Annotated in this window: 23 protein-coding genes; all 23 read left to right on the top strand. The window is 38.6% G+C overall.

What is annotated here, in order from left to right; translation table 11 throughout:
* The first annotated feature begins 2 nt into the window (after window positions 1–2).
* The 23 genes from MUN88_RS17740 to MUN88_RS17630 all read left to right on the top strand — a co-directional run bounded on the left by MUN88_RS17740 (window position 3) and on the right by MUN88_RS17630 (window position 19,451).
* The gene (locus MUN88_RS17740) at window positions 3–587 is read left to right on the top strand and encodes a MotE family protein (protein WP_244717517.1); all 585 of its coding nucleotides are present in this window, start codon (window positions 3–5) and stop codon (window positions 585–587) included.
* Window positions 588–621: 34 nt separating this feature from the next.
* Complete coding sequence (locus MUN88_RS17735; RefSeq protein ID WP_244717514.1) at window positions 622–1,917, top strand: flagellar hook-length control protein FliK; 1,296 nt, start codon at window positions 622–624, stop codon at window positions 1,915–1,917.
* Between the two features lie 8 nt (window positions 1,918–1,925).
* Window positions 1,926–2,432 carry a flagellar hook assembly protein FlgD gene (flgD, locus tag MUN88_RS17730; RefSeq protein WP_244717511.1) on the top strand — a complete coding sequence of 169 codons (507 nt, stop codon included), beginning with the start codon at window positions 1,926–1,928 and terminating at the stop codon, window positions 2,430–2,432.
* A gap of 11 nt (window positions 2,433–2,443) precedes the next feature.
* The gene (locus MUN88_RS17725) at window positions 2,444–2,809 is read left to right on the top strand and encodes a TIGR02530 family flagellar biosynthesis protein (protein ID WP_244717508.1); all 366 of its coding nucleotides are present in this window, start codon (window positions 2,444–2,446) and stop codon (window positions 2,807–2,809) included.
* An 81-nt stretch (window positions 2,810–2,890) separates the two neighbouring features.
* A complete protein-coding gene (gene flgG / locus MUN88_RS17720; RefSeq protein WP_244717505.1) occupies window positions 2,891–3,760 on the top strand; it encodes a flagellar basal body rod protein FlgG in 870 nt (289 codons plus the stop codon).
* 51 nt (window positions 3,761–3,811) lie between these two features.
* Complete coding sequence (locus MUN88_RS17715) at window positions 3,812–4,036, top strand: flagellar FlbD family protein (protein ID WP_244717502.1); 225 nt, start codon at window positions 3,812–3,814, stop codon at window positions 4,034–4,036.
* Window positions 4,026–4,442 carry a flagellar basal body-associated FliL family protein gene (locus MUN88_RS17710; protein WP_244717499.1) on the top strand — a complete coding sequence of 139 codons (417 nt, stop codon included), beginning with the start codon at window positions 4,026–4,028 and terminating at the stop codon, window positions 4,440–4,442. Before MUN88_RS17715 ends, MUN88_RS17710 begins: the two co-directional genes overlap by 11 nt.
* A 27-nt stretch (window positions 4,443–4,469) precedes the next feature.
* Window positions 4,470–5,471 (top strand): flagellar motor switch protein FliM, encoded by a 1,002-nt coding sequence (gene fliM / locus MUN88_RS17705; protein WP_244717497.1) that lies wholly within the window; start codon window positions 4,470–4,472, stop codon window positions 5,469–5,471.
* Complete coding sequence (gene fliY, locus MUN88_RS17700; RefSeq protein ID WP_244717495.1) at window positions 5,461–6,642, top strand: flagellar motor switch phosphatase FliY; 1,182 nt, start codon at window positions 5,461–5,463, stop codon at window positions 6,640–6,642. Before fliM ends, fliY begins: the two co-directional genes overlap by 11 nt.
* A gap of 21 nt (window positions 6,643–6,663) precedes the next feature.
* Window positions 6,664–7,026 (top strand): response regulator, encoded by a 363-nt coding sequence (locus MUN88_RS17695; protein WP_244717493.1) that lies wholly within the window; start codon window positions 6,664–6,666, stop codon window positions 7,024–7,026.
* Window positions 7,027–7,030: 4 nt separating this feature from the next.
* The gene (locus tag MUN88_RS17690; protein WP_244717491.1) at window positions 7,031–7,696 is read left to right on the top strand and encodes a flagellar biosynthetic protein FliO; all 666 of its coding nucleotides are present in this window, start codon (window positions 7,031–7,033) and stop codon (window positions 7,694–7,696) included.
* Window positions 7,677–8,354: a flagellar type III secretion system pore protein FliP gene (gene fliP, locus MUN88_RS17685; RefSeq protein WP_244717489.1), complete on the top strand. Its 678-nt coding sequence runs from the start codon at window positions 7,677–7,679 to the stop codon at window positions 8,352–8,354. Before MUN88_RS17690 ends, fliP begins: the two co-directional genes overlap by 20 nt.
* Before the next feature lie 19 nt (window positions 8,355–8,373).
* Window positions 8,374–8,643, top strand: a complete 270-nt coding sequence (gene fliQ, locus MUN88_RS17680; RefSeq protein ID WP_244717487.1) for a flagellar biosynthesis protein FliQ — start codon at window positions 8,374–8,376, stop codon at window positions 8,641–8,643.
* 3 nt (window positions 8,644–8,646) lie between these two features.
* Entirely contained in the window at window positions 8,647–9,417 is a 771-nt protein-coding gene (gene fliR / locus MUN88_RS17675; RefSeq protein WP_244717485.1) for a flagellar biosynthetic protein FliR, read from the top strand.
* 3 nt (window positions 9,418–9,420) lie between these two features.
* Entirely contained in the window at window positions 9,421–10,500 is a 1,080-nt protein-coding gene (gene flhB, locus MUN88_RS17670; RefSeq protein WP_244717483.1) for a flagellar biosynthesis protein FlhB, read from the top strand.
* A 231-nt stretch (window positions 10,501–10,731) separates the two neighbouring features.
* Window positions 10,732–12,765 (top strand): flagellar biosynthesis protein FlhA, encoded by a 2,034-nt coding sequence (gene flhA / locus MUN88_RS17665; protein ID WP_244717480.1) that lies wholly within the window; start codon window positions 10,732–10,734, stop codon window positions 12,763–12,765.
* On the top strand, window positions 12,762–13,877 hold the full coding sequence (gene flhF, locus MUN88_RS17660) for a flagellar biosynthesis GTPase FlhF (RefSeq protein ID WP_244717476.1): 1,116 nt from the start codon (window positions 12,762–12,764) through the stop codon (window positions 13,875–13,877). Before flhA ends, flhF begins: the two co-directional genes overlap by 4 nt.
* A 3-nt stretch (window positions 13,878–13,880) precedes the next feature.
* Complete coding sequence (locus MUN88_RS17655; protein WP_244717473.1) at window positions 13,881–14,735, top strand: MinD/ParA family protein; 855 nt, start codon at window positions 13,881–13,883, stop codon at window positions 14,733–14,735.
* A 6-nt stretch (window positions 14,736–14,741) separates the two neighbouring features.
* Window positions 14,742–15,791, top strand: a complete 1,050-nt coding sequence (locus MUN88_RS17650; RefSeq protein WP_244717471.1) for a protein-glutamate methylesterase/protein-glutamine glutaminase — start codon at window positions 14,742–14,744, stop codon at window positions 15,789–15,791.
* Window positions 15,792–15,798: 7 nt separating this feature from the next.
* The gene (locus MUN88_RS17645; RefSeq protein ID WP_244717469.1) at window positions 15,799–17,844 is read left to right on the top strand and encodes a chemotaxis protein CheA; all 2,046 of its coding nucleotides are present in this window, start codon (window positions 15,799–15,801) and stop codon (window positions 17,842–17,844) included.
* A 15-nt stretch (window positions 17,845–17,859) separates the two neighbouring features.
* Window positions 17,860–18,333 carry a chemotaxis protein CheW gene (locus MUN88_RS17640; RefSeq protein WP_244717467.1) on the top strand — a complete coding sequence of 158 codons (474 nt, stop codon included), beginning with the start codon at window positions 17,860–17,862 and terminating at the stop codon, window positions 18,331–18,333.
* 3 nt (window positions 18,334–18,336) lie between these two features.
* Complete coding sequence (locus MUN88_RS17635; protein WP_244717465.1) at window positions 18,337–18,963, top strand: chemotaxis protein CheC; 627 nt, start codon at window positions 18,337–18,339, stop codon at window positions 18,961–18,963.
* Window positions 18,960–19,451 carry a chemotaxis protein CheD gene (locus tag MUN88_RS17630; RefSeq protein WP_244717463.1) on the top strand — a complete coding sequence of 164 codons (492 nt, stop codon included), beginning with the start codon at window positions 18,960–18,962 and terminating at the stop codon, window positions 19,449–19,451. Before MUN88_RS17635 ends, MUN88_RS17630 begins: the two co-directional genes overlap by 4 nt.
* Window positions 19,452–19,469 lie beyond the last annotated feature (18 nt).

Below are 19,469 nucleotides of genomic sequence, written 5' to 3'. Positions count from 1 at the left end.
AAATGGCCACCAATTCAATGAAGAGTAAAGAAAAAAAACCAGGCTTGTTTCAATGGTTAGTTGTCATTGTGGTATCTTTACTTTTTGCCTTAATCATGACATTCATCATTCTCTTTGCGACGGATGTCAATGTCACAAAGTTTACGAAAGAAACGATTAATAAAATACCTTTCCTGGAAGACACTGTAACAACAGATAAGGAAGAGTTACACGAAAATCAACTCTTAGCAAAAGAGGATACCATTACACAATTAGAGGGACAAATGGAAGAGCTAGAAGCAGAAGTGCAGACGAAGACGGATACGATAGAAGAGTTAGAAACAACCGTTAGCTCCTTAAATGAACAGCTGAATCAAACAAGTAACGAAGAAGAAGCAAGTGAAGATGACAATCAAGCCTTTCAGGAAATGTCTGTCACGTTTGAAGAAATGAAACCGAAGAATGCCGCTGACATTCTAGCCAATATGGAGCAAGCTACTGTAATTCCGGTATTGGAGCAGTTAGATGCGGAAGTTCGAGCGGAAATACTTTCTGAAATGGAAGCCGAAATGGCAGCAACGTACTCAGCGGAACTTCTTGCACAGTAATTTTTTGGGATTTGATTTGAAAGGAGGTGAAAAATTGTACATCACGCAAAATATAATGGCTCAATTAAATCAAACAACTATACAACAGAGTGCAACTAACACGCTGCAGGAATCTGGAAGTTTTCGAAAATTTTTGGCCCGTGTTCAGCCCGATGCGGAACAAGATCTGAAGCAACCATTTCTAGAATTATTACAGCAATTAGTCGATCAAGAAGTACTGCCAGAAGAATTTTTGAAAGATGTAAAAAAACAGTCGACATTCGATCAGGGTGAGTTGAAGGATATCTTGGATAAGGTCATGCAACAAATGGAAAAAGGTGAAGTCGCACCGGATAATCTAGTACTCTTGCAAACTATTGATCAACTGAACCAATCGGTGGTTTCTGATGGAAAATTGACAAGAAATCCTGATACATCAATGTCGTTACAATTTTCGGGTAGTCAATGGTTTCAAGGCGAAGATAATCAAACACGATTAGAGAACATCATAAAATCTACCGAAAGAATGTTGGGTCAATTGCAAAAACAATCATTAACAAGCCAGGATTACAAACAGCTAATCGATCTGTTGAGACAATGGTCGAATCAGGATCAATCAACTCAAAACAACCTGACAGCTATGCTGAAAAAAGACGAATCGAGCGCTACAATTCAAGTATGGAACAAGCTGTTGAAAAATTTCCAAAATCGTCAGGTGATGAACAAACATTACGGTCAAGCTCAGCAGGTAACACAGCAAGATATAGCGAAGTGGATACAAAATGCAATCGAGCAGTATGGGGGGACCACGAAGCAAGAAGTGACGCAAACCAGAGTGGATATGCAAGCTTCTTCACAAATGGTTACTTCCAAGGTGCAGCAATATGTTATTCACGTGCAGCATACAGGTGATGATCAGCAATTAGCACAGAAGCAATTACTGGACCAATTTAATCTAGCCATCCAGAAAAGTAACTTTATGAAGTTGCCAAATGGTACAAATCAATTGATGTTGAGGCTGCAACCTGAGTCATTGGGTGATGTTACCGTTCGACTCACACAAGTAAATGGCGAGATGGTGGTCAAAATGATGGTGGCATCTCAAAGCGCAAAAGACCTGTTAGAGGGTAATCTACACCAATTGCGCCACATGTTTTCACCAAATCAGGTTGCCATTGAACGACAAGATACGGTGACATCAAGCAACGAGTCTTCCTGGTCTCAAGAACAGGAACAGTCAGATGAAAATGGTCAAGAGCAAGAGGCGAATAGTCAGGATCAGCAATCCCAAGAAGGTGATGAACAAGATCCGTTGAATTTCAAGGATCTTTTAATGGATGCGAAAGTGTAGGTGAAAAAATGACAAATATTGATTCCAGTTATTATTTATCTAATCAGACACAGACAAGAACCACGAGTTCTAGTTTGGGAAAAGATGAATTCTTAAGAATTTTGATGACACAGTTGCAAAATCAAGATCCATTAAATCCGATGGAAGATAAAGAATTTATTTCGCAGATGGCGACTTTCTCTTCATTGGAACAAATGATGAATATGTCTAGTGCAATCGAGTCTTTGGTCGTTAATCAATCCGTTTCACCTGTCATTCAATATAGCCATTTAATAGGAGAAGAAGTGGAGTATTACAGACTTGATGAAGAAACGGGAGAGATAGCAGAGCCGAAAGAAATCGTAACTAGTAATGTCGTGGCGATTTCGGAACAACAAGGTTATGCTGTGATTGAACTAGAAAATGGTCAGAAGATTTATACGGATGAAATTCTGCGTATCTCACAGGCTGGAACAAAAGAAGACAGTGATACTGAAATAGATTCCGAAACAAAAACTGACGAGACTGAAGTATAGGGAGGGATTCGATGGTCAACAGGATTCACGCTTTTCATCCCACTATCCTTCCTGGAACTAAAAAAAATACACCAAGTACATCTTCAGCGGTTCCGTTTAAAGATGTTTTATCCCAGCAGCACTCGATACAAATTAGCAAGCATGCTCAGCAACGTATGCAGTCAAGAAACATTGAAGTCACAAATGAACAGTGGACCAAAATAGAAAGTAAGCTGCAAGAAGCAAGCCAAAAAGGTGTGAAAGAATCACTTGTTATTACGGATCAGGCAGCCTTTGTAGTCAATGCGAACAATAAAACAGTGATTACTGCTATGGAAATAGCAGAGCTGAAAAGTAAGATTTTTACGAATATTACAGGCACAATTATTATGGAATAAGCTGGACTCATTAAGGAGAGGCTTAACCGTCGCGGACCGACAGATGCGACGCCGATTAATCAATAGAAAAGGAGTTTTACAATGTTAAGATCAATGTATGCTGGTATTTCAGGTTTAAAAGGTTTCCAAACAAAGCTGGATGTTATCGGAAATAACATCGCCAATGTGAACACAACGGGTTATAAGAAAGGTCGTGTTACCTTTCAGGATATGATGAGTCAATCGGTATCAGGTGCAAGCGGCCCGACAAATATCAGAGGTGGTATTAACCCCTCTCAAGTAGGAACAGGGGTTCAGCTTGGGTCGATTGACAATGTGCATACACAAGGTAACCGTCAGACGACTGGCCGGCCGTTAGATTTGCAGCTTGAAGGGGACGGAATGTTTGTTTTTGCTACTGGTGAGAACATTGATGGCGCAACAACAGAGGAAATGGATATCAGTTATTCACGAGCTGGTAATCTTTATCTTGATAATGAAGGTTATATCGTTAATGCTAATGGTCAATATTTATTAGGTCAAAATGGAACAGATGCGGATGGTAATCCAATTGATGGTACATCCAGAATCAAAATCCCTGATACAGCGGAGAGTTTCAGTATTCAAAGTAACGGTATTGTTAACTACATTCAGGATGGAGAAACACAAGAAGCTGGTCAAATTCTTGTCGCTAAGTTTTCAAACCCAGGTGGTTTAAATAAAACTGGTTCAAACATGTTCCAAAATTCGGTGAACGCTGGAAGGATGGAGGACGATGAAGGTAACTTCCTCTTTGAACCTGAATCAGATGGTACAGCATCGGTCGTATCTGGTGCGTTAGAAATGTCCAATGTGGATTTGTCAGAAGAATTCACCGAAATGATTACCGCACAACGTGGTTTTCAGGCAAATACTCGAATTATTACGACTTCTGATGAAATTTTGCAAGAATTAGTAAATCTAAAACGATAAAAAGGGAGGCTGAGAGTTAAGGCAGCTCTATATCCTTGACTCTCTTCAGCTATGATTACATTAACAAAACTAAACGGTGATCGGTTAACAATCAACGCGGTGTTTGTAGAGCGAGTGGAATCACTTCCTGATACAACGATCACCTTAATTAATCAGAAGAAATTATTTGTGAAAGAACAGGAAGTAGTGGTGAAACAAAAAATCACAGAATTTTATAAGCATATTGGTTTATATCAACTGCAACGAGAAGTAGGTGAACAACAAAATGAATCCTAAATTAATAAGAATCCTTGTCATCATATTAGTATTTATTACCATTGCCGGCGCAGGTGTTCTTTATTTTCTGATGAATCAGACTACTGCAGAAGGAGAAGAAATGTCGATCGATGACATGGTGAAATATTCTTATACAACTGAAGAGATTCGTACCGATCTGAATGATGGAAATTTTGTTCTTATTCAATTCCAATTTATCACCAACAGCTCTGATGCACTAGAAGAAATCCAGAAAAGAGAATTTCAGATCAAAAATCAGTTTATTAAATTGTCAGTAGACCTGACGGCAAATGATTTTAAAGAGAACTTGACGGAGTTAGAAGATAATATGAAGCATGCGATGAATGATCAAATGACACAAGGTCAAATCATTGATGTATTGATTGTAAGTAAAGTCATTCAGTAATCATAACTCCGAAATGGAGGTGAAGTTATGGCAGATGAAGTTCTTTCACAAAATGAAATTGACGCCTTATTATCCGCTTTGTCATCGGGTGAAATGGATGCAAATCAACTAAAAGAAGAAGAAAAAGACAAAAAAGTAAAAGTGTATGATTTTAAACGAGCTTTGCGCTTTTCAAAAGATCAGATACGAAGTATATCAAGAATTCATGATAATTTTGCGCGGTTGTTATCCACTTATTTTTCAGCTCAGTTAAGGACATATGTACATATTGCAGTGGCATCTGTTGATCAGATTCCGTATGAAGAATTCATCCGTTCGATTCCAACCAAGACAATTTTAAATGTGTACAGTGTTGAGCCGTTGGATGGCAGAATTATTTTTGAATTTAACCCTAATATTGCATATGCGATGCTTGATCGAATGCTAGGTGGAAGAGGAAGAAGTATTAACAAAATTGATAGTTTAACAGAAATAGAGACAACACTCATGTCACAACTGTTTGAGAAAGCATTAGACAATTTGCAAGAAGCATGGGGGAGTGTAGCGGACATTGATCCGATTCTAGAAGACTTTGAGGTGAATCCGCAATTTCTACAATTGGTCTCGCCTAATGAAACCGTCGTTGTCGTTTCATTAGATACGACAATTGGTGATAGCAGTGGTATGATCAACATTTGTATCCCTCATGTCGTTCTTGAGCCAATCATTCCGAAATTATCGGTTCATTACTGGATGCAAAATGAAACGTCCAAGGAACGTAAGCCGGAAGAATATGAATCTATTTCACATAATATTAAACAAACCAGCTTGGATTTATCGGTCGTTTTAGGTGAGACATCCATTACATTGGAAGAATTTCTGTTCCTTGATCATGATGATACCATTGTGCTCAACAACACGATTGATCAGCCACTGCAGTTACATGTTGATCAAGAACCGAAATTTCATGTCCAGCCCGGTAAAAGAAAGCATAAATTAGCTGTACAAGTATTAGACGACATTAAGGGAGGGGATTCGGATGATGAATGATGGCATGTTATCACAAGATGAGATTGATGCTTTACTCAATGGATCAAACAGTGCAGAGGAAGATGGACAAGTAACAAGTTCTTCCACTGGTGAATATTTATCATCAATTGAAGAAGATGCCTTAGGCGAAATCGGAAATATTTCGTTTGGCAGTTCTGCTACCACATTATCAACGATACTAAGTCAAAAAGTAGAAATTACTACGCCAACAATCAGTGTAATTGATAAAGGAGACATGAGAGAGGAATTTCCTAAACCGTACGTAGGGGTTGAAGTGAAATATACTGAAGGATTCACTGGTGCCAATTTATTTGTTTTAGAATCTAAGGATGCAGCAGTGATTGCTGACCTTATGTTAGGCGGTTCAGGAAATCCGGATACGACAGAACTAAATGAGATTCATTTAAGTGCTGTACAGGAAGCGATGAATCAAATGATGGGAACAGCGGCCACGAGTATGTCTACGGTTTTTAATAAAAAAATTGATATTTCTCCACCAACTACATCTATCATGGATGTAACGGCAGAAGAAACGAAATCATTAACACCTGATGATGATACTCTGATAAAAGTTTCTTTTCAGCTAAAAATAGGAAATTTAATAGATTCCCAAATTATGCAATTACTACCAGTTACTTTCGCGAAAGATTTGGTTGATCAATTATTTAATACACCGAATGAGATAGAGACTGTGGCTTCAGCTCAACCAGAACCGAAAGTTGAATATGAAACCAATCAACATCAGCAAGAGCAGCATCAAGCAACACCAAGTCAACGTGAGATGCATAGCCGGCATGAAGCTCAACAGCATCAGCCTCGACAATTAGGTGGACAGACAACTAGCAATAATAGTGAAGTGCAATCCGCATCGTTCTCTAATTTTGATGAAGCACCACTTCAGCATACAGAACAACGAAATTTGGATTTATTAATGGATATCCCATTACAAGTAACGGTGGAATTAGGCAGAACGAAACGAACCGTGAAAGAAATCCTTGAACTATCTTCAGGTTCTATTGTCGAACTAGATAAATTGGCAGGTGAACCAGTAGATATTCTAGTCAACCAGAAATTGATTGCCAAAGGCGAAGTAGTTGTCATAGATGAAAACTTTGGTGTACGTGTCACAGATATTGTAAGCAAGAAAGATAGATTAAAACAACTAAAATAGACGATTGGAAGGATGAACATAATGGCTCACTCAGTTTTAATAGTAGATGATGCAGCATTTATGCGAATGATGATTAAAGATATTTTAACGAAAAATGGATATGACGTTGTAGGAGAAGCGCAGGATGGTCAGGAAGCTGTCGAGAAATATAAAGAATTAAAGCCTGATCTGGTAACAATGGATATTACGATGCCGGAAATGGATGGTATTGCAGCGCTTAAGGAAATTAAATCAAGTAATGAAGATGCAAAGATTATTATGTGTTCCGCTATGGGCCAACAAGCAATGGTTATTGATGCTATTCAGGCAGGAGCGAAAGATTTTATCGTTAAACCTTTTCAAGCTGACCGTGTAATTGAAGCAATTTCTAAAGTATTAGGTTAATGGGGTGATTAGCATTAACCTTAAATGGCTCGTTAGCATCTTTTGTGCATGCATCGTCGTACTTAGTGTACCAGTATCGGTAGAAGCGGATATAACGGTAGATGAATCGTTAGAACAGCAGAAAGATCAATCTCAAGAGCAGCAAGATATCAGTAGTGAAAATGAAGAAGGAAGCGGAAGTCCTGAGGTAGAGGCGCCAAGTTTGTTAGGAAGTTTTATACAGTTGTTGTTAGCTCTAGCTGTAGTTATCGGCCTAATTATCTTTGTTTCCAAATTTATACAGAAGAAAAAAGGATTCCTAAAGAAGCACAATGTAATAGAAAATTATGGCGGCATTACAGTGGGTGCCAATAAATCGATCCAGACAGTTAAAATAGGCAATCGCTATTATGTAATAGGGGTAGCAGATAATATAGAGTTATTGATGGAAATTACCGATGACGATACGATTGCACAATTAGAAAGGCAGCAAGACGAGATGACTGATTCTTTGAAAAACATGGCGTTAAAATTGCGAAACAAATCACCAGAGACAAAGAAGGAAACGACAAAAGATCAAACCTTTTCTTCTCTGTTTAATAAGGAGCTAAACACGATGAAAGAAGGCAGACAGAAATTACTGCACAAACTAAAAGAAGGAAAAAAGAATAATGACGATTCAGCTGATTGATGTTTTTTCCGGTGCGGACTCCGAAAGTATTTCAACTTCCGTACGATTATTATTGCTGTTAACCGTTCTGTCTTTAGCTCCCAGCATTTTGATTTTAATGACCTGTTTTACCAGAATTTTAATCGTACTGTCATTTGTGCGAACATCGCTGGCTACACAGCAGATGCCTCCTAACCAAGTGTTAATTGGCCTAGCGTTGTTTATGTCATTCTTTATTATGGCACCGACTTTTCAAGAAGTAAACGAGCAAGCATTGCAGCCACTATTTGAAGAGGAAATAACATTGGAAGAAGCATATAGCACCGCGAGTGTGCCTTTTAAAGAGTTTATGGCTAAGTACACTAGAGAGAAGGACCTAGCGTTGTTTATGAATTATGCAGAAATCGAGAGACCTGAATCGATTGAGGAAATTCCGTTAACATCGTTAGTACCTGCATTTGCGATCAGTGAACTGAAAACCGCTTTTCAGATGGGTTTTATGATTTTTGTCCCGTTCCTGGTGATCGATATGGCCGTTGCCAGTGTCTTGATGTCGATGGGGATGATGATGTTGCCTCCCGTTATGATATCTTTACCATTTAAAATATTACTGTTTGTTCTGGTGGATGGATGGTACTTGATCACACATGCATTATTGGATGGCTATATACCATCCTAGGAGAGAGGAGACAGGCATAATGAGCGGAGAATTTGTCATTTCACTGGCGAAACAGGGAATCTATACAATTCTGATGGTAACAGGCCCACTATTGATATTGGCCCTTGTCGTTGGGCTGCTGGTCAGTATATTCCAGGCAACCACTCAAATTCAGGAACAAACGTTGGCGTTTATCCCCAAGATTGTTGCTGTATTGCTTGGAATTCTAGTGTTTGGACCATGGATGTTAACTACCATGGTCGAGTTTACAGCTAATTTATTTCAAAATATTAATCAATTTATAGGATAATTTATGTTTGAATTAATAGATATTAATCGTTTTCCAGCATTTATTTTAATTTTAGTCAGAGTATTGACTTTTTTATCGACTGTTCCGATTTTTTCATACCGGAATATACCAACACAGTTCAAAATCGGCATGGGATTTTTTATCGCTTGGATGATGTTTTATACGTTGGATATTCCTGATCTAAGCTTTGACGGTATTTTTTTGCTGTTGGTGATGAAAGAAGCGGTTGTTGGCTTACTGATGGGATTATTGGCATATATCATTATGGCGGCAATTCAGATAGCAGGTGGATTTATCGATTTTCAAATGGGTTTTGCCATTGCCAATGTTGTTGACCCGCAAACCGGTGCGCAAAGTCCCTTAATTGGTCAATATTTTTATACGATCGCCATTTTATTTTTGTTGACTGTGGATGGACACCATTTATTACTAAGTGGGTTAATGTACAGCTATGAGGAGTTACCACTGGATCAGATGATGCAATTTAGCAATATTGATCTTATCCTACAAACGTTCAGCAAGATGTTTCTTATGGCCTTTCAACTAGCATTGCCGATTGTCGGTTGCTTATTTTTAGTAGATGTCGCTCTCGGGATCATTGCCAGAACCGTACCACAGTTAAATGTGTTTGTGGTAGGCTTGCCATTAAAAATACTTGTTTCTTTTGCTGTGCTATTTGTTTTTATTCCTTTCTATATTGCAATTTGCAAGCAATTGTTTCAGTTCACGCTGCAAGCGATGCAAAGCCTTATACAAATGTTCGGAGGTGCTTGATCAATGAAATTAAGGTTGGATCTACAATATTTCGCTGGCGAGAAAACCGAAAAAGCAACTCCGAAAAAAAGACAAGATGCCAGGAAAAAAGGCCAGGTTGCGAAAAGTCAAGATGTGAATACTGCCATTTTATTATTCTTTGTATTTACTATTTTATTTGTAACAGGAAGTAGTCTAAAAGATTCAATGACTGCCATGTATGAAAAGTTTTTTACCGAATACATTCACCATGAAGTAACAGAGGTGGAAGTATTCAGTATGTTACAAGACGTATTAATGGAAATCAGTCTGGCAATTGCACCTATTATGCTGATTGCAATAGTAGCAGGTTTAGCTTCGAATTTCTTGCAATTTGGTTTTTTATTCACGGCGGAACCATTGAAAATGAAATTAAATAAAATTGATCCGATTCAAGGTGCTAAGCGAATCTTTTCAGCCAGAGCGTTAGTTGAGTTAGTGAAATCATTATTAAAAATTGTAGTAGTCGGTGTTATTACCTTTTCGATTATTTGGATGAATCGTGATGAAATGATGATGCTTGCGGATAAAGAAGTTAATAATTCGTTAGCGTTTTTTGGTGAAATGACGATTGAAATGGGTATAGCAGCAGCGATAGGTTTATTGATCATTTCCGTGATTGATTATGCCTATCAGAAATATGATTTTGAGAAACAAAATAAAATGTCCAAAAACGATATTAAAGATGAATACAAAAATATTGAAGGTGACCCGCTCATTAAATCGAAAATGAAAGAAAGACAGCGCCAGATGGCGATGCAGCGGATGATGAGTGAAGTGCCGAATGCGGATGTCGTCATAACCAACCCAACCCATTATGCGATTGTGATCAAGTACGATGAGGCAAAAGCAGACGCTCCATATGTTGTTGCGAAAGGAGTCGATTTCGTTGCCCAACGAATCAAAGATATCGCACGGCATCATGATGTGGTAACAGTAGAAAATCGACCTTTAGCAAGAGCATTATATGATCAAGTCGAGATGGGTGAAATTATTGGAGAGGAATTCTTCCAGGCAGTAGCTGAAATATTAGCCTATGTTTACCGCATCCAGAAAAAAGTGTAACAATCATTGGCTCGTGTTATTGATCATTTTGAAATAGTTAGGGTGCTTGAATACCGCTTCGGCCAACCACTCCGTGCCCCACAAGACTCGGAGCCTATTTCCGGAGCACTATAAAAATATCAAAATTACCACATCGTCATAGAGATCTAATTGACTTAATTCGGATTATGTCAATCTAATTTAGCAAGTACGGATCGGTTTTTTTAGTTTTTCTTAAAAGGAGTTGTCAAGATGAAGGCTAGAGATTTCTCTGTTTTACTCGGCGTTATTTCTATTATTATCATGTTAGTCATACCACTTCCAGGGTGGTTATTAAGTATATTAATTTTAATCAACATATCTCTAGCATTAATCGTGATACTAGTTTCGATGAATACGACAGAACCACTGCAATTTTCCGTCTTTCCTTCGTTATTATTACTACTGACATTGTTCAGACTCGGTTTGAATGTTTCGACAACGAGATCGATCTTGTCAGAAGCAAATGCAGGCGGAGTGGTAGAAACTTTCGGGACGTTCGTCATTGGTAATAACCCGCTCGTCGGTTTTGTGGTGTTTGTTATTTTAATTATCATTCAATTTCTCGTTATTACTAAAGGTAGTGAGCGTGTATCCGAGGTTGCTGCCCGTTTCACCTTGGATGCAATGCCAGGGAAACAAATGAGTATTGATGCAGATTTGAATGCAGGTATGATAAATGAACAGCAAGCGAAAGATCGAAGAGAGAAAATCGAGCACGAGGCCGATTTCTACGGAGCAATGGATGGTGCCAGTAAGTTTGTAAAAGGGGACGCTATTGCAGGGATTATTATTGTTTTAATTAACATAATTTTTGGCTTGATAATTGGTGTAGCACAATTAGGGTTAAGCTTTAATGAAGCAATTGACGTCTATATGCGATTGACAGTTGGGGATGGACTTGTAAGTCAAATTCCAGCCCTGTTAATTTCAACGGCGACAGGTATTGTCGTCACAAGGGTTGCCTCAGACGGTAATTTGAGTGCAGATGTCAGTAAGCAGTTGTTACGCTATCCAACTTTACTTTATATTGCAGGCGGAACAATCTTTTTATTAGGATTGACACCTATAAATTTTCTATTAACGACAGTGATAGCAGCTGTACTGATTTTTAGTGCATTTTCGTTGTCAAGGAAATCGCAGGAAGAAGCAGAACCAACGCAAGAACAAATTGATGAATCCGATTCAGAGGAAATGCGTTTACCAGAAAATGTCGTTGGTCTTATTAATATGGATCCGATTGAATTTGAATTTGGATATGGACTGATTCCGTTAGCAGATTCGAATCAAGGCGGTGATTTATTAGACCGTGTTGTTATGATCCGACGTCAGCTAGCAATCGAATTAGGGCTTGTCATTCCGGTTGTACGAATTAGAGATAATATCCAGTTAAATCCGAATGAGTACCGTTTGAAAATCAAAGGAAATGAAGTAACTAGAGGAGAATTACTTCTCGATCATTATTTAGCGATGAGTCCAGGTATTGATGAAGATGAGCTTGACGGTATTGATACCGTTGAGCCAGCTTTTGGACTTCCGGCGAAATGGATTACGGAAGAAGCAAAGGATGATGCTGAGATGTCTGGATATACAGTGGTGGATCCGCCATCGGTTGTGTCAACTCATATTACCGAATTAGTGAAACGTTATGCCCACCAGTTAATAGGGCGACAGGAAACACAGCAACTCATCGATCATTTAAAAGAAATGAATCCGATTCTAGTAGAAGAAGTAACACCAGATCCATTATCTGTCGGAGATGTACAGAAAGTATTAGCGAAATTGTTACGTGAACAAGTCTCCATAAAGAATTTACCTGTAATATTTGAAACGTTAGCTGATTTTGCCAAGATGACCACAGATACTGATTTATTGACAGAGTATGTAAGACAATCGTTATCTGCTCAAATTACCAATGAAATTGTTCAAGGGAGACCACAGCTGAAAGTCATTACGGTATCAGGTGAAGTAGAAAAATTAATCGCAGAACATATTCAGCAAACGGAGCATGGAAGCTATTTAGCAATGGATCCAGATACCCAGCAACGTGTCGTTCATTCGGTTGCTGAAAATGTGGAAAATATGAGTTTGCAAGAAGAAATGCCAGTTATATTGTGCTCGCCGACGATCCGAATGTATTTTAAACAACTGTTGGACCGTTTTTATCCACATGTTGTAGTCCTTTCTTATAATGAAATTGAGCCAACTGCTGAAATTCAAAGCATCGGGGTGGTGAAAGTAGCATGAAAGTAAAAAAATTTAAAGGATCAACAATGCCGGAAGTGATGCACGTTGTTCGCAAGGAATTAGGTGCAGATGCTGTTATCCTAAATTCGAAGGTTGTCCATGAAGGTGGTTTTCTCGGGCTCTTCAAGAAGCGAAAACTAGAAGTGTTAGCTGCAGTGGACCATATGGACAAGCCAGTAAGAAAAGAGTCGCCACCATCAACATCATTAACTAAACAAGTGTCTAAGTATAAGCCAGAGACGAACGAATCGAATGACGCAGTCCTACAGGAATTGCGTCAAATGAAACAATGGTTGCAACAAAATGTCTCACAACCAAACGAAACAATGCTTCCTGAGGCATTGCAGCCATTGTATGACAAAATGATCAGCCACGAAATCGATCATGACATTGTCCATTCGTTCATTCAAACCGTACAGGAAAGGTGTCATCCACAATTTTCTGAAGAAAGTAAGCTATGGCAGCAACTGGCATTTGAAATAAAGCACCGATTAGCGAATAAAGGCACTTTCGGGGGTGAGATTTTTGATAAACAAATCATTCACCTCGTTGGCCCGACTGGCGTAGGTAAAACAACCACCATAGCAAAGTTGGCAGCACATTGCGTCTTGAACAAGCGTAAGAAAGTAGCTTTTATTACAACGGATACCTACCGGATAGCCGCAATTGAACAATTAAAGACTTACTCGAAGATATTAGATGTACCAATAGAGATTGCCTATAATGTAGAGGATTATCAGAGTGCTAAAGAGAAGTTCAGGGACTATGATCATATCTTTGTCGATACAGCAGGAAGAAACTTTAAAGATGAAAAGTATATTCGAGAGTTAGGTAAGATTGTAGACTTGAACCATGAAGTAAATACGTATTTAGTAATGTCTTTAACGACAAGAGCAACAGATGTAGAAGGGATATATTTGCAATTTGACAAAATACCGATCAAACAACTTATCTTTACCAAAAAAGATGAAACTAGTACATATGGATCAGTGTTGAATATGTGCTTAAAATATAATACCGGTGTAGCTTATATGACGATTGGTCAGGATGTTCCGGATGATATTGAAGAAATGTCCATTGAAAAAATTGCAAAATTAATAGTTGGTGAATAAAAAATGGTTGATCAAGCAGCGAAGCTCAGAGAAAGATTAAAAGGCATCCAGCAATCGTCTCATGCGAAAACAATGGCTATCGTCAGTGGAAAAGGTGGTGTTGGCAAATCTAATTTCGCACTGAATTTTTCCATATCATTAGCTGACAAAGGGAAAAAAGTATTACTGTTTGATTTAGATGTTGGTATGGGTAATATAGACATATTATTAGGTAAAAATGCTAAGTATTCCATTTTTAATCTTTTAGAGAATAAAATGTCGATTTATGATATTATAGAAGTAGGTCCAAATTCCCTGTCTTATATCGCAGGCGGCAGTGGACATAATCATATCTTTTTTCTGGATGATGATAAATTAACGTATTTTCTTGAGCAATTGGAACTAATAATGACGGAGTATGATTACATTCTTTTTGACATGGGAGCAGGCATTACCAGAGAAACCATTCATTATATACTTGCTGTGGATGAATGTATTCTCGTCACCACGCCAGAACCGACAGCCATGACTGATGCGTATTCCATGGTGAAACAAGTACTGCACCATCAAAGTGTACCTTTTCACTTAATTATGAATCGGGCAACAAATCAGAAGCAAGGTATGGAAATGATGAACCGAATGGCAAATGTGGCCAAACGATTTTTGCAACACGATTTACATCCGTTAGGAATTATTCCAGATGATACGAGTGTTACCAGCGCAGTCATTGCACAGCAGCCTTTCATACTACACAACAGGCAATCCAAAGCATCTAGTGCTGTCACAACTATTGCTAGTCAATATGTAGGGGAGTCCGTTAAGAATCAGGACAACGTAGGATTTTTGAGCAAACTAAAAAGACTTTTAACAGAAAGGTAGAAATCAATGATAAAAAAGCGTGTATTAGTGGTAGACGATTCAGCATTCATGCGTAAAATGATCTCCGATATTATTCGTTTATCTGATTCTCTGGAATGTGTTGACACTGCCAGAAATGGTGAAGATGCATTAAAGAAACTAGAGAAGTGGAAACCAGATGTGATCACATTGGATGTAGAGATGCCGATCATGGATGGGATTACTACCTTGTCGGAGATCATGCGAATAAAGCCGACTCCGGTAGTGATGCTTTCCAGTCTTACGAAATCAGGTGCGGATAAAACGATTGAAGCTTTGTCATTGGGAGCTGTCGACGTGATTGCAAAACCGTCGGGTTCTATATCATTAGATATAAAGAACATTGAGACGGAAATTATTCAGAAGGTTGAGAATGCAGCCAATGCCAATGTAAAGTTAACCAATCGTCGTCCCTCACAACTTGTAACAGATCACTACAAACCGATCCAAAGTGACAAGCCAATTGTAGCGATCGGTTCTTCTACAGGGGGACCAAGAGCATTACAGCAAGTGATTACGAAATTACCTGCTGATTTCCACGCTCCTGTCGTGATTGTTCAACATATGCCGAAAGGTTTTACAAAATCACTCGCAGAACGACTTGATAAACTGTCTGCTTTACCAGTCAACGAAGTAGAAGACCAAGATGTAATCAAGAAAGGAAAAGTCTATTTAGCTCCAGGAGGAAAACACTTCAGAATAATCCGTAAAGGACAGCAAATGGTAGCAAGTGTTAGACAGGAAGAACCGGTAAAGGGCCATCAGCCATCAGTAGACGTTCTATTCGATTCCATTGCTAACCTGAAAAACTGTCATCCGATTGCAGTAGTTCTAACTGGCATGGGGAGTGATGGATCGAAAGGGATTATTCAATTAAAGCGACACCATCCTAAAACGATTGCAATCTCACAATCTGAAGCAACCTGTGTTGTATATGGGATGCCTCAAGCAGCAGAAAAAACAAGTTTAGTAGATTATGTACACAATATAGAAGACATACATAAAGTTTTGGTACAAAAAATCCCTAAAAAGAGGTGAACTGTCAATGGAGAATAATGAGTATCTTGAAGTGTTTATTGAAGAGAGCAAGGAACATATTCAGTCACTTAATGATCAGTTATTAATATTAGAAAATGAACCAGCCAATATGGATACGATCGGTGAAATTTTTCGTTCCGCCCATACGTTAAAAGGTATGGCCGCAACGATGGGATTTCAAGATCTTGCCGATCTAACTCATAAGATGGAGAATGTTTTGGATGCTGTGCGAAATCATCATGTAAACATTACTTCTCCGATAATAGATGTACTATTCCAAGCAGTCGATCAGTTAGAAGGAATGGTCTTTGATATAGCAGAAGGTGGAAATGGGGCAGCAGATGTTAAGGAACTAGTCCATACTTTGCAAGCAATTGAGCAAAATCAGGAAGTAATTGAAGCGATACCGGCGAATGCTCATGCAACTGTTGAAACAGCTTTAAATCAGGCATCTGCTTTTGCCCAGCTTGACCAATTTGAACTAGCAATATTAGATCAATCAAGTGAAAATGGATTTCAAAATTTACAAGTTACTATTAAGTTAAATGAACATTGTCTGTTAAAAGCAGCAAGAGTTTATATGGTATTTGAAGTATTAGAGCAGATAGGCGAAGTAATTAAATCAAATCCAACTGTACAGGAACTTGAAGAAGAAAATTTCGACTTAACTTTTCACGTTTTACTAGTGACAAAGGATACGGCTGACCTTGTGAAACAGAAGATTTTAAAAGTTTCCGAAATAGAAGAGGTAATCACAGAAAGCTTTTCATCTGTTCAAGAACAAGCAGATCAGGCTGATTCAGCTTCAGGCGAAAATGCAGATAGACAGGAAGCGAATGAATCCTTGTCATCCAAACAAGATAAACAGCAGGAAGTAAATCAGAAAAAGAAAACCAGTGGAGTATCGAATAAAACCATTCGTGTCAATATCGATCGTCTGGATGGTCTGATGAATCTTTTTGAAGAATTAGTGATAGACAGAGGACGACTGGAACAAATCTCAGCTAATCTAAAACATGCAGAATTACAGGAAACTGTCGAGAGAATGACACGAATATCGGGTGATTTGCAAAATATCATCCTCAATATGCGAATGGTTCCTATTGAACAGGTATTTAATCGTTTTCCACGGATGGTTCGTCAACTATCAAAAGATTTAGGGAAACAAATTAATCTGGAGATCATCGGTGCTGAGACGGAATTAGATCGAACAGTTATTGACGAAATTGGAGATCCGCTCGTTCACTTAATTCGAAATGCGTTGGATCATGGCGTGGAAACACCAGCTGTACGAAAACAAAATGGAAAAAATGAAGAAGGCCAGTTATTATTAAAAGCCTACCATAGCGGTAATCATGTTTTTATCGAGATATCAGACGATGGTGCTGGCATTAATCGAGATAAAGTTATTAAGAAGGCTGTTAGCAATCAAGTCATTACAGAAGAAGAGGCAAGCCACCTAACGGACAAACAGGTTTATCAGCTAATTATGTCAAGCGGGTTTTCAACAGCGGATAAAATCAGTGATGTCTCCGGCCGGGGTGTCGGATTAGACGTTGTGAAAAATACGATTGAATCACTTGGCGGTACGATCACGATAGAATCGGAAGAGGGAAAGGGATCTTTATTCTCGATTCAGCTGCCATTAACCTTATCCATTATTCCTGTACTTTTGGTAGAAGTAGTACGAGAAAAGTATGCAGTTCCACTTTCATCGATTATTGAGACCGCGATTATTAACAAAGTGGACATTTTGAATGCACATAATAAGCAAGTGATTGATTTTCGTGGGAAAGTCGTACCGTTAATTAATTTAAAGCAAATCTTTGAAGTGCCTGCAGAGGAAGAAGAAGAAACATTTTATTCCGTTGTCATTATTAGAAAAGGGGACAAAATGGCTGGGTTAATTGTAGACCGTTTTATTGGTCAGCAAGAAGTGGTATTGAAATCCTTAGGAGAGTACTTAGGTGATGTATTTGCTATCTCCGGCGCCACCATTTTAGGAGATGGTCAAGTTGCTCTTATTATTGATACCAATTCATTCATTAATTAATTAGGAGGTGTCAGCATGAAGGAAGAAACAAGTAATTATAAATCTATCATTATTGAACTGGAAAAAGAAGAATATGCCATTCCAGTAGATGTTGTCGGAGCGATTGAGCGAATCCAACATATAACGAGGGTGCCACGAACAGCTTCTTTTGTCAAAGGAGTGATCAACCTTCGAGGTGTCGTTACCCCGATCATCGATTTAAGAGAACGCTTCGGAATGGAGTCTGTTGCATACACAGAAAGCACACGTATCATTATCGTTCATATGGGGCAATTCAATGTTGGCTTTATCGTCGATGCTGCATATGATGTACTCGATATTCCTGAAGAATCAATAGAACCAGCGCCACAAGTTATCGGTACGGTTGATGCGGATTATATTAAATCAGTAGCAAAAGTGGATAAACGGCTTATTCTTATGCTGGACTTGGAGAAAGTGTTATCACATGAATCCTATCAGGCAGCGAAATCAACAGAATTTGAGGGCTAAACGATGGTTCATATGGAGAATTTATCCCAACACCACCTGGATGTATTGCAGGAGATAGGTAATATCGGAGCAGGTAATGCAGCGACGGCCCTTTCAGCATTATTAAATAAAAAAATAGACATGAAGATCCCAGCTATTAAAATAGTAGAGTTTAACGAACTAATTGATGATGTCGGAGGACCTGAGCAAGTGATTGTCAGTGTTTTCCTTCGAATTCAGGGAGAGGCTCCTGGAAGTATGTTTTTTGTATTGTCACCAGATGAAGCTAATTCTCTGGTAGAGCAGCTAACCGGTAGTGATTGCGATGATTTAACGAATGACGAGTTAGCTTTGTCCGTCATTTCAGAGATCGGTAATATTCTGTCTGGTTCCTACTTATCTGCGTTATCTGACTTTACATCGATAAACATGCAACCTACTGTACCAAACTTAAGTATCGATATGGCTGCCGCAATATTAATGCAAGGATTAGTCGAAATTTCGATAGAAAGTGATTATGCAATAATGATAGATACAACCATTGAAGAGGAAGGTGAAAGTTCTTCATCAATGAGAGGACATTTTTTCTTGCTGCCTGACCCAGCATCCTTTGAAAAGATTTTTTCTTCATTAGGAGTAGAGGACAAATGATCATAACAGAACCAATTGTGAAAGTTGGAATAGCAGACTTAAAAATTACAAATGTCCCCCATTCATTAAAGACATCTGGATTAGGTTCTTGTGTTGGTGTGGTCATCTATAGTCGGAAGCTGGCAGGGTTAGCACATGTGATGCTTCCCGACTCGAATTCCTCTAAAAAACAACCTTCCAATCCAATGAAATATGCCGATAGCGCAATTGATTTGTTGGTCGAGCACTTGTTACTGGAAGGAGCGCGTCGGTCAAATCTGCAAGCCAAAATCGCCGGTGGTGCTCACATGTTCTCTTTTCAGTCCAATAACAGCATGCTGAAAATTGGAGATCGTAATGTGGAAGCAGTCTTAGCAAAATTAGAGCAGTATCATATTCCATTAATAGCACAGGACGTAGGTGGATCGAAAGGAAGAACAATTGAGTTTAATATTGAAACGAGTATGCTTAAAATACGGACAGTCAATAGTGGTATCGTAGAAATATAACGCCAACATACAAGGGAG

It is taken from the genome of Gracilibacillus caseinilyticus (genome assembly GCF_022919115.1).
Classification (GTDB): Bacteria; Bacillota; Bacilli; order Bacillales; family Amphibacillaceae; genus Gracilibacillus; species Gracilibacillus caseinilyticus.
Note: the sequence above shows the minus strand (reverse complement) of the source record. Positions and strands in the feature narration are given on the sequence as shown.

Excerpts from the sequence above, each read along its gene's own strand:
- MUN88_RS17645 (WP_244717469.1), top strand. The coding sequence starts at position 15,799 with ATGGAGAATAATGAGTATCTTGAAGTGTTTATTGAAGAGAGCAAGGAA.
- flgG (WP_244717505.1), top strand. The coding sequence starts at position 2,891 with ATGTTAAGATCAATGTATGCTGGTATTTCAGGTTTAAAAGGTTTCCAA.
- MUN88_RS17650 (WP_244717471.1), top strand. The coding sequence starts at position 14,742 with ATGATAAAAAAGCGTGTATTAGTGGTAGACGATTCAGCATTCATGCGT.
- MUN88_RS17695 (WP_244717493.1), top strand. The coding sequence starts at position 6,664 with ATGGCTCACTCAGTTTTAATAGTAGATGATGCAGCATTTATGCGAATG.
- fliQ (WP_244717487.1), top strand. The coding sequence starts at position 8,374 with ATGAGCGGAGAATTTGTCATTTCACTGGCGAAACAGGGAATCTATACA.
- flhA (WP_244717480.1), top strand. The coding sequence starts at position 10,732 with ATGAAGGCTAGAGATTTCTCTGTTTTACTCGGCGTTATTTCTATTATT.
- MUN88_RS17635 (WP_244717465.1), top strand. The coding sequence starts at position 18,337 with ATGGTTCATATGGAGAATTTATCCCAACACCACCTGGATGTATTGCAG.
- fliR (WP_244717485.1), top strand. The coding sequence starts at position 8,647 with ATGTTTGAATTAATAGATATTAATCGTTTTCCAGCATTTATTTTAATT.
- fliP (WP_244717489.1), top strand. The coding sequence starts at position 7,677 with ATGACGATTCAGCTGATTGATGTTTTTTCCGGTGCGGACTCCGAAAGT.
- MUN88_RS17715 (WP_244717502.1), top strand. The coding sequence starts at position 3,812 with ATGATTACATTAACAAAACTAAACGGTGATCGGTTAACAATCAACGCG.
- MUN88_RS17640 (WP_244717467.1), top strand. The coding sequence starts at position 17,860 with ATGAAGGAAGAAACAAGTAATTATAAATCTATCATTATTGAACTGGAA.
- MUN88_RS17725 (WP_244717508.1), top strand. The coding sequence starts at position 2,444 with ATGGTCAACAGGATTCACGCTTTTCATCCCACTATCCTTCCTGGAACT.
- MUN88_RS17710 (WP_244717499.1), top strand. The coding sequence starts at position 4,026 with ATGAATCCTAAATTAATAAGAATCCTTGTCATCATATTAGTATTTATT.
- fliM (WP_244717497.1), top strand. The coding sequence starts at position 4,470 with ATGGCAGATGAAGTTCTTTCACAAAATGAAATTGACGCCTTATTATCC.
- flhB (WP_244717483.1), top strand. The coding sequence starts at position 9,421 with ATGAAATTAAGGTTGGATCTACAATATTTCGCTGGCGAGAAAACCGAA.
- flgD (WP_244717511.1), top strand. The coding sequence starts at position 1,926 with ATGACAAATATTGATTCCAGTTATTATTTATCTAATCAGACACAGACA.
- MUN88_RS17630 (WP_244717463.1), top strand. The coding sequence starts at position 18,960 with ATGATCATAACAGAACCAATTGTGAAAGTTGGAATAGCAGACTTAAAA.
- flhF (WP_244717476.1), top strand. The coding sequence starts at position 12,762 with ATGAAAGTAAAAAAATTTAAAGGATCAACAATGCCGGAAGTGATGCAC.
- fliY (WP_244717495.1), top strand. The coding sequence starts at position 5,461 with ATGATGAATGATGGCATGTTATCACAAGATGAGATTGATGCTTTACTC.
- MUN88_RS17655 (WP_244717473.1), top strand. The coding sequence starts at position 13,881 with ATGGTTGATCAAGCAGCGAAGCTCAGAGAAAGATTAAAAGGCATCCAG.
- MUN88_RS17740 (WP_244717517.1), top strand. The coding sequence starts at position 3 with ATGGCCACCAATTCAATGAAGAGTAAAGAAAAAAAACCAGGCTTGTTT.